At 63.7% G+C, this 12,572-nt stretch carries 12 protein-coding genes and 1 pseudogene; 10 read left to right on the top strand and 3 right to left on the bottom strand.

Annotated features, from left to right (window positions below):
* Positions 1–67 precede the first annotated feature (67 nt).
* Positions 68–613 (top strand): (2Fe-2S)-binding protein, encoded by a 546-nt coding sequence (locus tag PGX04_RS08975; protein WP_273738187.1) that lies wholly within the window; start codon positions 68–70, stop codon positions 611–613.
* Complete coding sequence (locus tag PGX04_RS08970; protein WP_273738186.1) at positions 606–3,053, top strand: xanthine dehydrogenase family protein molybdopterin-binding subunit; 2,448 nt, start codon at positions 606–608, stop codon at positions 3,051–3,053. The genes PGX04_RS08975 and PGX04_RS08970 overlap by 8 nt, the downstream gene beginning before the upstream one ends.
* A gap of 287 nt (positions 3,054–3,340) precedes the next feature.
* Here PGX04_RS08970 and PGX04_RS34580 read toward each other — a convergent pair.
* Positions 3,341–3,529 (bottom strand): annotated as a pseudogene (locus tag PGX04_RS34580) (pyridoxal 5'-phosphate synthase lyase subunit PdxS); the annotation flags it as partial.
* A 335-nt stretch (positions 3,530–3,864) separates the two neighbouring features.
* Between PGX04_RS34580 and PGX04_RS08960 the strand changes: the two are divergent.
* The 6 genes from PGX04_RS08960 (at position 3,865) to yqeB (ending at position 9,526) form a co-directional block, all read left to right on the top strand.
* On the top strand, positions 3,865–4,413 hold the full coding sequence (locus PGX04_RS08960; RefSeq protein ID WP_273738185.1) for a (2Fe-2S)-binding protein: 549 nt from the start codon (positions 3,865–3,867) through the stop codon (positions 4,411–4,413).
* A complete protein-coding gene (locus tag PGX04_RS08955; protein ID WP_273738184.1) occupies positions 4,410–6,869 on the top strand; it encodes a xanthine dehydrogenase family protein molybdopterin-binding subunit in 2,460 nt (819 codons plus the stop codon). The genes PGX04_RS08960 and PGX04_RS08955 overlap by 4 nt, the downstream gene beginning before the upstream one ends.
* Positions 6,870–6,979: 110 nt before the next feature.
* Complete coding sequence (locus PGX04_RS08950; RefSeq protein ID WP_273738182.1) at positions 6,980–7,351, top strand: DsrE/DsrF/TusD sulfur relay family protein; 372 nt, start codon at positions 6,980–6,982, stop codon at positions 7,349–7,351.
* Complete coding sequence (locus tag PGX04_RS08945) at positions 7,348–7,701, top strand: DsrE family protein (protein ID WP_273738181.1); 354 nt, start codon at positions 7,348–7,350, stop codon at positions 7,699–7,701. Before PGX04_RS08950 ends, PGX04_RS08945 begins: the two co-directional genes overlap by 4 nt.
* A 2-nt stretch (positions 7,702–7,703) precedes the next feature.
* The gene (locus tag PGX04_RS08940; RefSeq protein WP_273738180.1) at positions 7,704–7,949 is read left to right on the top strand and encodes a DsrH/TusB family sulfur metabolism protein; all 246 of its coding nucleotides are present in this window, start codon (positions 7,704–7,706) and stop codon (positions 7,947–7,949) included.
* On the top strand, positions 7,946–9,526 hold the full coding sequence (gene yqeB, locus PGX04_RS08935; protein ID WP_273738179.1) for a selenium-dependent molybdenum cofactor biosynthesis protein YqeB: 1,581 nt from the start codon (positions 7,946–7,948) through the stop codon (positions 9,524–9,526). Before PGX04_RS08940 ends, yqeB begins: the two co-directional genes overlap by 4 nt.
* A 7-nt stretch (positions 9,527–9,533) precedes the next feature.
* Here the strand turns inward: yqeB and selD are convergent, their stop codons facing one another.
* Positions 9,534–10,577 carry a selenide, water dikinase SelD gene (gene selD, locus PGX04_RS08930; protein WP_273738178.1) on the bottom strand — a complete coding sequence of 348 codons (1,044 nt, stop codon included), beginning with the start codon at positions 10,575–10,577 and terminating at the stop codon, positions 9,534–9,536.
* A 3-nt stretch (positions 10,578–10,580) separates the two neighbouring features.
* Complete coding sequence (locus tag PGX04_RS08925; protein ID WP_273738177.1) at positions 10,581–10,829, bottom strand: sulfurtransferase TusA family protein; 249 nt, start codon at positions 10,827–10,829, stop codon at positions 10,581–10,583.
* 107 nt (positions 10,830–10,936) lie between these two features.
* On the opposite strand from PGX04_RS08925, the gene yqeC reads away from it, so the two are divergent.
* Both yqeC and PGX04_RS08915 read left to right on the top strand, forming a co-directional pair.
* Positions 10,937–11,698, top strand: coding sequence for a selenium cofactor biosynthesis protein YqeC (yqeC, locus tag PGX04_RS08920; RefSeq protein WP_273738176.1), 762 nt, complete (start codon positions 10,937–10,939; stop codon positions 11,696–11,698).
* A gap of 105 nt (positions 11,699–11,803) precedes the next feature.
* Complete coding sequence (locus tag PGX04_RS08915; RefSeq protein ID WP_273738175.1) at positions 11,804–12,448, top strand: nucleotidyltransferase family protein; 645 nt, start codon at positions 11,804–11,806, stop codon at positions 12,446–12,448.
* Positions 12,449–12,572: the final 124 nt, after the last annotated feature.

Below are 12,572 nucleotides of genomic sequence, written 5' to 3'. Positions count from 1 at the left end.
TTGTCTCGCATCCTACACCACGACGTGCGTGTGCGAGAGGCACACCTGCAACAATGGAGGGATTTCCGTGGAAATCGAACTAACGATCAACGACGAATCGACGACTGTGGCGGTCGAATCGGACGACGACCTGGCGACGGTACTGCGACGGAACGGCTATACGGGCGTGAAGTGTGGCTGCGATAGTGGCGTCTGTGGCGCATCGAAAGTGTTCGTCGACGGCGAAGTGAAGATGGCCTGCGGCGTAGAGGCCCGGAACGTCGACGGTACAGAGGTCGAAACGATCGAGGCACTCGGGACGCAGGACGACCTCCATCCGATTCAGGAGGCGTTCGTCGACCACTTCGCCGTCCAATGTGGCTTCTGTATTCCCGGCATGATAATCGAGGCTAAATCGCTACTCGCGACCAATCCCGATCCGACCGAAGCCGAGGTACGCCAGGCCATCGACGACAACCTCTGTCGGTGTACCGGCTATCAGAAGCCCGTCGAAGCGATCCTCGACGCCGCCGACCGAATGCGCGGCGATCGATCGGTCGCGGCCGACGGCGGCTCACGGATCGACTCTCGTCGAGCCGACGATACCGCTCACGACGGTGATTCCGATGAGTGACGACCCGAACGATCCTCAGACCGACGGTGGTACTGCGTCGAAGCCGACCTCAGAAGAGCCACAGGAGTTCGCAGAACACCCCCTCGAGTGGGACGAACCAGCGAACAACAATAAGGCACCGGGAGAGCGAAAGAGCGTTTCCCAGCCGGCCGAAAAGTTCGACGACCGAAAGCTCGTCACCGGCCAGGCCAAGTACACCGCGGACTACGAAGAGCGGTTCCCGGATCTCGCTCACGCCGCGGTCGTCCGCAGCGAGATTCCACACGGCCGCGTGAGGGCCATCGATACGACCGAGGCCGAGGAACTGGACGGCGTCTATGCCGTTCTCACACCGTGGTCAGACGACGTGCCGGACGCGAAGTACACGAGCGCCGGCCAGTCGTACCCCGAACCGAGCCCGTGGGATATGAACGTGCTCAACGAGCACGTCCGCTACATCGGCGATCCGATCGCAACGGTCGCGGCCGAGGACGCGACCACCGCTGCGGCCGCGGCCGACGCCATCGAGGTCGAGTACGAGGAGTACGACCACATCGTCGACCCCGAGGAGGCGTTCGACGAGGACGCGCCGCAACTGTTCGCCGACGACGAGGTCGAGAACAAAATCGTCGGCCATGACTACAGCCGCAACCGGATGGCCAACATCGAGGGCGAGATCGGGGACGTCGACGCCGCGCTCGAGCGCGAGGACGTGCACGTCCACGAGACCGAGTGGGAAACCATCCGACAGTCCCACGCACAGATCGAGAAACACACGTCGCTCGCCTACACCGACGAGGACGACCGGAAAGTGCTCATCACGAGCACCCAGGTCCCGAACCACACTCGCCGCCAACTGGCGCACCTATTCGATATTCCGATTCGGGATATCAGGGTGAAGAAGCCGCGTGTTGGTGGCGGTTTCGGCGGCAAACAGGCGATGGTCGTTGAACCGATTCCGCTCGCACTATCGCTCGCGGTAGACCGTCCCGTCATGTACGAGGCCTCCCGCGACGAAGAGTTCTACGCGATGCGCTCGCGCCACCCGATGCAGGTTCGTGCGCGTACGGCAGTCACCGACGACGGGACGATCGAAGCGATCGATCTCTACGCGCTCTCGAACACCGGTGCGTACGGAAGTCACGGGATGACCGTCGCCGGGAACGTCGGCAGCAAGCCGATGCCGCTGTACTCGAAGGTCCCGAGCGCTCGATTCGAGGCCGACATCGTCCACACCAACACGCCACAGACCGGTGCGATGCGAGGGTACGGCGCCCCCCAAGGGACGCTCGCTCTCGAAGGTCATCTGGACGAGGTCGCGCGGGATCTCGACCTCGATCCGATCGAATTCCGCCGGCAACACTACATGGAGGTCGGTGATCTGGACGAGATCGCCGGGATGATGGGCGGTGAGGGTGCGGAGCGGCGTATCCGTTCCTGTGGTCTCGACGAGTGCATCGAGCGCGGTAAGGAAGCCATCGGTTGGGACGATCTCGAGCAGCCTGCGGAGCCACACCGCCACCGCGGTATCGGCATGGCCCTATCGGCACAGGGGACCGGCGTTGCAGGCGACGAACTCGGCGCCGCACAGATCATGATGAACGAGGACGGCTCGTTCCACCTGCAGGTCGGCGGTGTCGACATCGGCACGGGCGCGGACACAGCGTTCATCCAAATCGCCGCCGAGGTACTCGGTTGTGACGAAGACGACATCATCGTCAAATCCTCCGACACCGATAACACGCCGTTCGACTACGGCGCGTACGCCTCCTCGACGACCTACATCAGCGGGATGGCGGTGAAGAAGGCCGCCGAGGACGCCAAAGAGCGCATCCTCGAGTGGGCGTCGCGGATGCTCGACGAACCCGCCGAGAACCTGGAGACGCGTGACGGCGAGGTGTACAGCAAGGAGACCGGTGAGACGGTTACGCTCGAGGACGTCGGCTACGAGTCAGTGTACGGCCACGACGATCGAGAGCATATCCTCGGCAAGGGAACGCACTCCACGGAGGAGAGTCCGCCGCCGTTTGCCGCGCAGTTCGTCGACGTGATCGTCGACGAGCAGACGGGCGAGTTCGAGGTCAACAAACTCGTCGTCGCCGTCGACTGCGGCGTCGCGATCAACCCCGGAATGGCGGAGGGGCAGGTCGAGGGTGCCAATCACATGAGCTTCGAGATGGCCGTCAGTGAGGGTATCACCGTCGACGAACAGGGCCGCGCAGAGGTCTCGGATTTCGATGAGTACGGACTACCGTCGGCGACGGAGACGCCGCCGATCGAGAGCATTCTCGTCGAGACCCACGAGCCGACGGGGCCATTCGGCGCGAAATCCGTCGCGGAGGTGCCGACCAACACGGTGCCGCCGGCGCTCAGTAACGCGATCCGGGAGGCCGTCGGCGTGCGCATCAACGAGATGCCCGTTACTGCCGAGAAGATCAGGGCAGCGTTAGACGAGAAGTAGAACGTTCGGTTTTCGCTTCGATCACGACCGTCGAACGGTCGTGGTCGTTGGTTGTCTGCGGGACACACCTGTGGAAATCCGTCCTACACGCCGTAACCCTGCAGTTTCTCTTCACCGGGGAGCGAGACGTTCGCGTCGCCACGCATCCCGTTCCCGCTATCTTTGCTTATTTCGGCGAGTTGGTCGGGAGCGTCCCAGTTGTTCGTTGCCTGGACGATGGCATCGCCCATCGACGCCGGTACCTCGGCGCTGAAGACGCCGCTGCCGACGAAGATACCGTCACAGCCGCGATGAATGTCCGCCAGGACGGCCTCTAGCGCCATCACCGCGACGGCGCTGGCGTCTTCCGCAATGCGAGCCTGCTCGCGATTGACGACGTCCATGACGACGACGCCTTTCTGCATGCGAGCGAACCCCCGTTTGACGAGTTCAGTGCCTCGCTCGAACTCCGTCAGATCGGATCGTCGCTCGTCAATACCGTCTCGAGTTTTCGACGGTTCGGAATTAACGTACTGGTGTGTCCCGTTTGCGTGGAAAATGTTGCGGCGTTTGCCCGCTGTGGGAGCATCAGTCCCCGTTCCACGCGACGTCGCCCCGGCTGCGTTCGCTTAGCAGTTCAGCACAGTCGGCGAGTACGCCCGCTCGGACGACCGATTCACTCAAAAAGGGGCCGTTGATCCGCGATATCGTCCGTTCGACGGCGGTTCGATCTTTCTCTTCCGACCGCTATCGCCACACTTCGGAGTAGCTATTTAGGTTCTCGAGACCGATACGCGAAGGAAGGGAGAGTCTCTCTCCCACGATGAGACTCATGCAACTCGAACTAGAGCTAAACGGCCAACAACGGACGTTCGAGGCGGAGAAATCGGACGTCCTGCTGGATGTACTGCGGCGGAATGGCTACACCGGCCCGAAACGCGGCTGTGATACGGGTGCGTGCGGGATGTGCACGGTTCAAATCGACGGCGAACCGGCGATGTCCTGTGTCACGCCGGCCGCGAAAGTCGCCGGATCGACGGTGGAAACGATCGAAGGACTGGGGACACAGAGCGATCTCCACCCGCTTCAGCAGGCGTTCGTGGACAACTCGGCGCTCCAATGCGGTTTCTGTATCCCGGGCATGATCATGCGTTCGAAGGCGCTGCTGGAATCGAACCCGGATCCGACCGAGACGGAGGTTCGGGAAGCGCTGGCGGACAACCTCTGCCGGTGTACCGGCTATAAGAAGATCGTCGAAGCGGTTCTCGACGCTGCAGACCGGATGGACGGTGAGCAGACCGTGGCAGCAGACGGCGGGGAAAACCGCTGCGAGGAGTTCCCCTCGACCTGCCCCCGTGTGGAGGGGAACCGATCGCAATGAGCAATCTGGAAGAGACACCGGGACGGAACGAGAGACCCGACGGCGATCGGGCGGAGGAGGAGGCCACGGAAGCGGACGCGTTTCCGGGGGAGAGTGAGGTGGCTGCGGGCGACCGGAAATCCCGGGACGAGCGCGAGCATCTGACCGCGGACGTCGAGAAGGACGATGCTCGGAAGATCGTCACCGGGGAGGCCCGTTATACGGCCGATTACCGCGATCGCTTCCCGGAACTCGCCGAAGGGAAAGTGATCCGGAGCGAAATCGCGCACGGATACGTCCGTGACATCGATACGAGCGAGGCCGAAGCGATGGACGGCGTGTACGCTGTGATCACGCCGTGGGACGACATCGTACCCGACAAAGCGTACTCGAGTTCGGGCCAGTCCTACCCCGAACCGAGTCCCTGGGATCTTCGCGTGCTCCGAGAACACGTTCGATACGTCGGTGATCCCATCGCAGCGATCGCCGCGACAGACACGGAAACGGCCGACCGCGCCGCGCGGATGATCGACGTCGAATACGAAGAACTGGAACCCATCTTCGACCCCGGGGCGGCGACGGATCCGGACGCGCCACAGTTATTCGATCCCGACGAGGTCGAGAACAAACAGCGCGGTGCCGACTACGAGCGGAACCTCGAGTCTCACTTCGAGGGTGAGCGAGGCGACGTCGAGCGGGCGTTCGATCGAACGGACGACGACCGAGTGATCGAGACGGAATGGGAAACACCGTACCAGTCACACTGTGTCCCCGAACCCCACACGACGATCGCCCACACGGACGAGGACGGCCGGTATTCGTTCATCACTGCGACGCAGGTTCCGTTCCACACTCGACGACAGATCGCGCATCTGTTCGACGTTCCCATTCGCGACGTCCGTGTCACGAAACCTCGCATCGGGGCCGGGTTCGGTGCGAAACAGGAGATGGCGATCGAACCGATCGCGTTCGCACTCCATCTGGCAGCCGACAAGCCGGTTAAACTGGAGATGACCCGCCGCGAGGAGTTCTACGCGCTCCGGTTTCGCCATCCGATGCAGATGCGCATGCGGACAGCGGTGGACGAGGACGGGACACTCGAGGCGATGGAGTTGTACACGCTGTCGAACTCGGGGGCGTATGGCACCCACGGGATGACCGTCGCGAACAACGTCGGAACGAAACCGCTCCCGCTGTATCCGCGCGTTCCGAACGTCAGGTTCGAGGGCGATGTCGTCCACACGAACCTTCCAATGGGTGCAGCGATGCGCGGATACGGCGCTCCACAGGGCCATTTCGCGGTCGAGTCGCATATGGACGAGGTCGCGCGCCGGCTGGACTTCGATCCGGTCGAGTTCCGCAAACGCAACGCCGTTCGCGAGGGTGATATCGACCGGAACGTCACCATTCTGAAAGACGGCAATAGATTCAACCGGAAGATACGGTCATGCGGACTCCGCGAGTGCATCGAGCGCGGGAAGGAGGCCATCGGCTACGACGATCTCGAGCAGCCTGCGGAGCCCCACCGCCACCGTGGCGTCGGAATGGCGATGATCGCCCAGGGCAGCGGCGTCGCCGGGCGAGAACTCGGCGCGGCCCAGATGAAGATGAACGAGGACGGCTCGTTCCATCTCCAGGTCGGCGGCGTCGACACTGGCACCGGCTCCGACACGATGTTCAGTCAGGTCGCCGCGGAGGTGCTGGGCTGTGAACCCACGGATATCGTCGTTATCTCCTCGGACACCGACCTGACGCCGTTCGACTACGGCGCGTACGCCTCCTCGACGACCTACATCAGCGGTCAAGCGGTGAAGGAAGCGGCCGAGGACGCGCGGGAACGGCTCGTCCACTGGGGAGCGAAGATGCTCGACGAACCCGTCGAGAACCTGAAGACGGGTGACGGGCAGGTGTACAGCGAGGTGACCGGCGACAGCGTGTCGCTGGAGGAAATCGGGTACGAAGCGACGTACGGCCACGACGACCGCGAACACATCCTCGGTAAGGGCAATCACTCCACGGACGAAAGTCCGCCGCCATACGGCGCCCAGTTCGTCGACGTGACCGTGAACGAAGAAACCGGCGAGTACGAGATAAACCGAATGGCGTTTGCCGCCGACTGTGGGGTCGCGATCAATCCCGCGCTCGTCGAGGGGCAGATCGAGGGAGGAGAGCACATGAGTCTCGAGTACGCCACCAGCGGCGGATTGGAATTCGACGACGAGGGGAATCCGGAAGTGATCGGCTTCCGGCAGTACGGGATGCCACGAACGACCGATCACCCGCCGATGGAGACGGTTATCGTCGAAACGCACGAACCGACCGGGCCGTTCGGTGCGAAGTCGATCGCCGAGCTCCCCACGAACGGCGTTCCGCCGGCGCTCAGCAACGCGATCCGTGACGCCGTCGGCGTCCGCGTCGACTCCCTTCCCATCACGGCCGACGATATCAAACGGGCCCTCAACGAACGCGACGGCTAGCCGCCGTCAGTGCGAAGCGGCCTTCCATAACACCGTCTCCCGCCCCAGATCTCTCGAGGCGTACCGGAGTCGTCCGAACTATTATTATCGCTACTCCGCTATGGTAGATCATGGCATCCATCGGAATTCTACTGACCGGCGGGCCCTTCGACAGCGAGCGCTGGCGAACGGCGTACGAACTCGGGAAGGCGGCGCTCGGGAAAGGCCACGAGGTTTCGTTCTTTCACTACCTCGACGGGGCGCTCGTGCCCGTCGACGGACAGACGTTTCCCGACTGTTCGGACACCGGCCTCTACGACGAGATGCCGACGGCGAAGTTTCAGGAACTTATCGCCGACGGAGCCGAAGTGATCTGTTGTGGGCTCTGCGTCGACGCCCGCGGTATCGACGCACCGGACGATTATCCGGACGGCGTGGAGGTCGGACTTCTCCCCGATCTGGCGGACATGATCGGCGATGCAGACCGAGTGATATCGCTATGAAACGCGACGTCATCGTGTTACTGACTCGAGCACCGTACGGGCGCGTGCACGTCCCGGAGGGGCTGCGGGCGGCGCGGGGTGTCGCCGCGGGGTTCGACCGGCACGACGTCACAGTAGTCTTCACGGAAGACGGCACGTATGCCGCCCGAAGCGACGTCGACCGAGACGCGCTGAACATGCCGGGGCACATCGCCGATCTGCGGGAACAGAACGGAGCGATGATCGTCGACGCCGCCGCGATGACGGAGCGGGACATCGCCGCCGACGAGATCGCTGCCGACGTGACCGTTCGCGCCGGCGACGAGGTTTCGGCGCGCATTCGGGACGCCGATTGCGTTTTGGACTTCTAACCATGCTATACCTGATAGACGAACCCATGGCCGATATCGGACTTCGAACTGCGGTGGACGACCCGGAGGCACGCGTCGTCCTCGTACAGGACGGCGTGTTCCTGTCTCCGGCGCTCGACGCGGAACTCTACGCCGTCAAGAAAGACGTCGACGTCCGCGGCGTCGACCTCCCCGAGGAAATCGAGGAGATCACGTACGACGATTTAATCGACCTGATAGTCGAGAACGAGGTGAAAAACTTCGTATGAGCGTGTTCGAACGAGTCACCGAACTGGTCGACGACGGCGAGGCGGCTGCGATGCTGACGATCGTCGACAAGGACGGGAGCGCACCCAGGGACGTCGGGGATCGGATGCTCGTCACCACGGACGGCAACTACGGCACGATCGGCGGCGGAACGGTCGAACACCTCGCCGGCGAGGACGCGCGAGCAGTGCTGGACGGTGAGGCCGACTCCGGGGTTCGAACGTACGAACTCGAGCCCGGCGGGAACACCGGCATGGTCTGTGGCGGGTCGATGGACGTCTTCATCGAACGAATTCGCGGGCGGGCACGCCTGTACATCGCCGGTGGCGGCCACATCAGCGTCGAACTCGCGGCGCTGGCGGAGCAGGTGGGGTACGACGTCACGGTGGTCGACGACCGCGAGGAATACGCTGACCCGGATGTGTTCCCGGACGACACAGACGTCATCCACGGAGAGTACGAAGAAACGCTGTCCGAGCTCCCGATGACCGCCGAAACGTCGGTCGCGGTGGCGACGCGCAGCGGGACGTTCGATCAGCGCGCTGTCGCTGCGGCGCTCGACGGAAACGCCGGCTACGTCGGCCTCGTCGCCAGCGACACGAAGGCGGAACACGTCGTCGATTCGCTCGCCGAGGGGGGGTACAGCCGGCGAGAACTCGCGCGGGTCAGGGCACCCGTCGGGCTCGATATCGGCGGGAGCGGTCCGGAAGACGTCGCGCTGGCGATACTCTCGGAGGTGAACATGGATCGGTACGGTGCCGGCGGACAGCGCGCGACGCGACTGAATCTCGATGACCTCGTCGTCGTCCGGGGCGGCGGCGACCTCGGGAGCGGAGTCGTCTACCGACTGCACCAAGCCGGGTATCCGGTCGTGGTGACCGAGGTCGAACGACCGACCGTCGTTCGACGGAAGGTGGCGTTCGCGACAGCGGTGTACGAAGACGACGTATCGATCGAAGGCGTCGTCGGACGACGAGCGGCCGACGTCGACGAGGCGATCGAGATACTCGAGGACGATGCGGTTCCGGTCCTCGATGACCCGGAGGCCTCGATCGCGGCGACGCTCGATGCGGCCGTGGTCGTCGATGCGATACTGGCGAAAGGTCGGACCGATACGGGCACCCGCCGCGACGACGCGGACGTGGTCGTCGGTCTCGGTCCCGGATTCGAAGCCAGCGAGGACGTCGATGCCGTCGTCGAGACGGACAGAGGCCACGAGTTAGGTCGCGTTTTCTACGACGGCCGGGCGAGTCCGTACGACGGCGAACCGGGAGAACGACGCGGCTACACGCACGAACGGGTCCTCCGTGCACCGGGCGAGGGGGCGTGGGAACCTGTGGTCGAAATCGGTGATTCCGTTTCGGCGGGCGAGACTATGGGTCACGTCGGCAACACCGACGTGGTCGCGCAAATCGACGGCCTCGTTCGCGGTCTCGTCCACGGCGGACTCGAGGTCAACGAAGGGACGAAACTCGGCGATATCGACCCGCGCGGCGACGGCGTCGACCCGGCGAAGATTTCGGATAAAGCGCTCTGTCTCGGCGGCGGCGTCCTCGAGGCCGTTCTGAAACTCCACTAGCGGTCGGTCAGTTGTCTCGTTTCTCCCGGCTGATCGGTTCTATCGTCGGATCGCGCAACGAAACGCCGTCGCCGTCGGTGACGCGTCCGATACGACGGTAGAAGACGTCAGCACCGTCGAGACGGGATTCGAGCGTCGGAGTCTGCGACTCGGGGACCGACAGGAGCAAGCCGCCGCTGGTTTCCGCGCTCTCGCCGTCCTCGAGGCCGTACCCGAACAGTCTCGAGAGGTTGGCGGTTCCCTCGATGATCGGCAGCCTACTTACCTCGATCCCCACGTCGGCGTTGTCGGCGAGGACCTGCGTTTGTCCGACAAGGCCGAATCCGGTTATATCGGTCGCCGCGGTCGCGACGTCGCGACTTGCCATTGCAGCGGCTCGGTTCGGGGTCGTCATCCAGGCGAGCGCTTCGTCGCCGATCTTTCGAACGGACCGTTCCGTGGCCTCTGCGACGACGTCGGCGAACTCGTCGTCCGAAACGCGCAGTCCACCCATCGCCGACTGCGTTCCGAGCGGTTTCGTGAGGTAGAGGTGGTCACCGGCCGTCGCCTGCTGTGACGTCAACAGCGTCTCGGGCGGTGCAGTCGCAGAGACGGCACCGCCGGCGAACGGCCACGGGCTGATGATCGTGTGGCCCCCGGCGATCACGCCGTCCATGTCGTCGATCGCATCGGCGATACCGGCCAAGATCATCGGTGCGGCGTCCGTCAATTCCTGTGGGAGACCGAGGACGACGAGACAGTCGAGGTTGTCGACAGCCCCCGTCGCGAAGGCGTCGCTCGCGGCGTTACACGCTGCGACGCGGCCGAAGTCGTAGGGGTCGTCGATGATCGGCGTGAAGAAATCGACCGTCGAAACGAGCGCCAGATCGTCGGTCAGTCGCCGTGCGGCTGCATCCTCGCCGACGCCGAACAGCAGTTCGTCTCGAGATTGGGTCAGCCCCACCTCTCGAAGGAGGTCGTCGAGGTCGCTCTGGCCGACTTTGCAGGAACAACCGTGAAGGTCGGCGTACTCGGTAAGCCGGGCGGTGGTGTCGGCGGAACGATCGGGCATCGACTACGCCTCCGGAATCGTTGCGTCTTCGGACACTTCGATTCGTAACTCGAACGCGTTCTCGTTGCTCCCATCCTCGATCTTCGTGACGGTGAATCCGCGTTTGCGACACATTCGACAGAGGTTCCGTTCCGCCGGGGGGTAATCACCTCGCACGAGTAACTCATCGCCCGTCTCCAGTTCAGCGAGCTGCTGGCGGACGATCAGCGCCGGCCGCGGGCAGATTTCTCCGCGCACGTCTACTCGCGTCATACGTCGACGTATGCGAGTGAGTCGCAAAACAGTATCGACTCGATCCACTCCGTGGCTCGCACTCCGATGGGACAAACCTATTTTCGCTCTCGGCGCACAGTGACGGTATGCAACTGTCGACCGCGCTGGGCCTCGGCGACCGAGCGCTCGTCGCGTTCGTCGGTGCGGGCGGCAAGAAGACTGCCATGCACCGACTCGCGATGGAAGGAACCGAGCAGGGGTACGACATCGGGTTCACGACGACGACACAGATGCCGCCACCCGATCTGCCGCTGACGGTCACGAACGTCGAGCGACTGCCGGACGCGCTTCTCGAAACCGAGCCACCGGTCGCGTTTGCGAGCGAATGGGTCTCCGATCCCGAACGAGTCGACCGGAAAGTCCGCGGTTTCGATCCGGAGCCGCTGACGGCGGTTCTCGATCGTGGGTTCGTCGACTGGCTCCTCGTCAAAGCCGATGGAGCTCGAGCGCGGGAGTTCAAGGCCCCCGACACCAACGAGCCGGTCGTTCCCGACGAGGCGACTCACGTCGTCCCCGTGGCCTCAGTGCACGCCGTCGGCGAACCGCTTACGGAAGCCGTCGTTCACCGTCCCGAACGTGTCGCCGCGATCACGGGCCTCTCCGTCGGCGACACGATCACGCCCGAAACGATCGGCACCGTACTCGCCAGCCCCGACGGTGGACTACGACACGTGCCAGATGCCGCAGCGGTCACCCCTGTGATCAACAAGGCCGATATGCCAGGCCTCATGGAGACGGCGCGAGCGGTACTCGAGCACGCGCTCGGGGAAACGTCTCGATTTACGCGCGGCCTCGTGACGTCGTTCGAACGAGACGTCTGCCTCCCCGTCGAGAACAAGTCGTCGTGATAGGAGCTCGAACCGTGATAGGAACTCGAGCGTACTCGCTGTCAGGGTGCCCGACAGAGATGGCGACGGGAAAAGAACCAGTACGGTCCGTCACGAAATGGTCGTATGGCAGATCGGTCTGACATGGCTCGGGCTGTTGACGGGCCGGATAGTGGTACTGAAGCCGATACGATTGGTGGTGTGGTCCTCGCAGCGGGAAAGGGGACCCGGTTTGAGGGAGGGAACAAACTCCTTGCGGACGTCGAAGGGACACCCATCGTGAGACGTGCGGCGGAGACGCTGTATCGGTCGTCCGTCGACGATATCGTCGCCGTCGTCGGTCACGAGGCAGACCGTGTAGCGGCGGTTCTCGCTGATCTCGATCTCTCGGTCCGCTCCAACGAGAACTACGCGGCGGGACAGAGCGCGTCAGTCCGGACCGGCGTCGACGCCGCACGCGACGCAGACTGGGACGCGACCGTTTTCATGCTCGGAGATATGCCGTTCGTTCGTCCACTGACCGTGGACACGTTGCGAACAGTGTACGTGACCGGCGACGGGAGCATCGTCGCCCCCACGTACGAGGGACAGCGTGGAAATCCCGTCCTGTTCGGTCGACAGCACTACGACGCGCTGTCGACTGTTTCCGGCGACCGAGGCGGGCGAGAACTCATCGAGAACCACGAAAACACCGTCTTCGTCGATGTCGACGATCCGGGCGTGACGAGGGACATCGATTCCAAGACGGATCTGGAGTGGGCCACCGAGTGATGCCCCTTCGGGATGAAAAGCGAATCGGCACCCAACGGGGGAGACGACTCAGCAGCAGACGGTGAGACGTCCGGATCCACGGTAACGACCGCCGACAGGGCGGCCATTGCCCGAATGTGTCAGG

The sequence above is a fragment of the Natrinema soli genome (assembly GCF_028618695.1).
Note: the sequence above shows the minus strand (reverse complement) of the source record. Positions and strands in the feature narration are given on the sequence as shown.

What these genes read in the sequence shown, in the direction of transcription:
- PGX04_RS08970 (WP_273738186.1), top strand. Translation starts at nt 606, where the DNA reads ATGAGTGACGACCCGAACGATCCTCAGACCGACGGTGGTACTGCGTCG.
- PGX04_RS08960 (WP_273738185.1), top strand. Translation starts at nt 3,865, where the DNA reads ATGCAACTCGAACTAGAGCTAAACGGCCAACAACGGACGTTCGAGGCG.
- PGX04_RS08955 (WP_273738184.1), top strand. Translation starts at nt 4,410, where the DNA reads ATGAGCAATCTGGAAGAGACACCGGGACGGAACGAGAGACCCGACGGC.
- PGX04_RS08950 (WP_273738182.1), top strand. Translation starts at nt 6,980, where the DNA reads ATGGCATCCATCGGAATTCTACTGACCGGCGGGCCCTTCGACAGCGAG.
- PGX04_RS08945 (WP_273738181.1), top strand. Translation starts at nt 7,348, where the DNA reads ATGAAACGCGACGTCATCGTGTTACTGACTCGAGCACCGTACGGGCGC.
- PGX04_RS08940 (WP_273738180.1), top strand. Translation starts at nt 7,704, where the DNA reads ATGCTATACCTGATAGACGAACCCATGGCCGATATCGGACTTCGAACT.
- yqeB (WP_273738179.1), top strand. Translation starts at nt 7,946, where the DNA reads ATGAGCGTGTTCGAACGAGTCACCGAACTGGTCGACGACGGCGAGGCG.
- selD (WP_273738178.1), bottom strand. Translation starts at nt 10,577, where the DNA reads ATGCCCGATCGTTCCGCCGACACCACCGCCCGGCTTACCGAGTACGCC.
- PGX04_RS08925 (WP_273738177.1), bottom strand. Translation starts at nt 10,829, where the DNA reads ATGACGCGAGTAGACGTGCGCGGAGAAATCTGCCCGCGGCCGGCGCTG.
- yqeC (WP_273738176.1), top strand. Translation starts at nt 10,937, where the DNA reads ATGCAACTGTCGACCGCGCTGGGCCTCGGCGACCGAGCGCTCGTCGCG.
- PGX04_RS08915 (WP_273738175.1), top strand. Translation starts at nt 11,804, where the DNA reads ATGGCAGATCGGTCTGACATGGCTCGGGCTGTTGACGGGCCGGATAGT.